1 protein-coding gene is annotated in these 1261 nt (G+C 41.2%); it reads left to right on the forward strand.

Going from position 1 to position 1261, the window contains the following annotated elements:
• Positions 1 to 153 precede the first annotated feature (153 nt).
• Entirely contained in the window at positions 154 to 1227 is a 1074-nt protein-coding gene (locus DW915_RS15545; RefSeq protein ID WP_118742435.1) for a transposase, read from the forward strand.
• The last annotated feature ends 34 nt before the right edge of the window (positions 1228 to 1261 follow it).

Here is a 1261-nt window from a genome sequence, read left to right on the forward strand (position 1 = left end):
AATGATGTATAATTGAAGTGCGACCATCAACCTACTCACGCAAACAAGGGGGTGCCTGTCGCAAACATTATACATCATTCCAATAAAATTTACAATTACCTAAAAGCTTTAAAAATTCATCATTTTTTGTCGGATATTTATCTCCAACATTTAATGACTATTATTGTTTCTGTCTTTCTACGCGGATATCGTGGTAAAACGGTTGATTTTTCTATCACCAGCCAGCATCACAGGACAACCGTTGCTTATTTCCTGAATCATGGAAAATGGAACGATTCTGCCTTACAAAAAGCTCTGAAAAGCAGTATTGTTGAACTGATTTATCAGGAGGCCCGTTCTTCCGGTCAGCCAATCTTCTGCATTGTGGACGATACGATTGCTTCCCATATCAAGCCTTCGTCACAGGATTTGCATCCAATCGAAGCGGCGTATTTTCATCAATCGCACCTCAAAGGACGACAGGATTATGGACACCAGGTTGTTTCTGTTATGCTTTCCTGCAATGGAATCACGCTGAACTATGCGGTCATACTGTATGATAAGACAAAATCAAAAATTAAAATCGTACAGGATATCGCCACGGAACTGCCGGAAGCCCCTGTGATTTCCTACTTTCTCTGTGACAGCTGGTATACGTCAGCCGGTATCATGAAAAGCTTTCTGGAAAAAGGATTTTATACGATTGGTAACCGAATCCTTTATCCGATGGGCATCCGTCAGAAAGCCAGCGAACTTGCACTTCGTATACGGAAAAGCGATCCAAATGTCAGCCTTGTGACCGTTGATAAAAGGAGATTTTACGTTTACCGTTACGAAGGAAATCTCAATAAGATTTCAAATGCAGTTGTTCTTCTGAGTTATCCAGAGGAATGCTTTGGGAATCCAAAGGCACTGAGGGTATTTATTTCCACTAACGTGTCCCTGTCTACGCAGAAGATTCTTGATTCGTATGCCAAACGCTGGTCTATTGAATTGTTCTTCCGGCAGAGTAAACAGAAACTGGGACTGGACAAATATCAGATCCGTTCCAGCCAGGGAATCCAAAGGTACTGGTTGATCATGTCATTCACCCATTACCTGTGCTGTATGTGCAAAGGAAACCACTGCACATTTGAAGAAGGTTATTTTTACCTTCAAAAACAGTTAAAGGAAGAACGGATTACAGCTATTTATCGGCTGATCCAGCATGGAGCTTCGCTTGAGGAAGTTTTAACGATTGCAGGGTGATTTTGTGCAATTTTCGTTATTTGCTCATTTATAG

This window comes from Blautia sp. AM42-2 (genome assembly GCF_003480245.1).
GTDB classification, from domain to species: domain Bacteria; phylum Bacillota; class Clostridia; order Lachnospirales; family Lachnospiraceae; genus Fusicatenibacter; species Fusicatenibacter saccharivorans.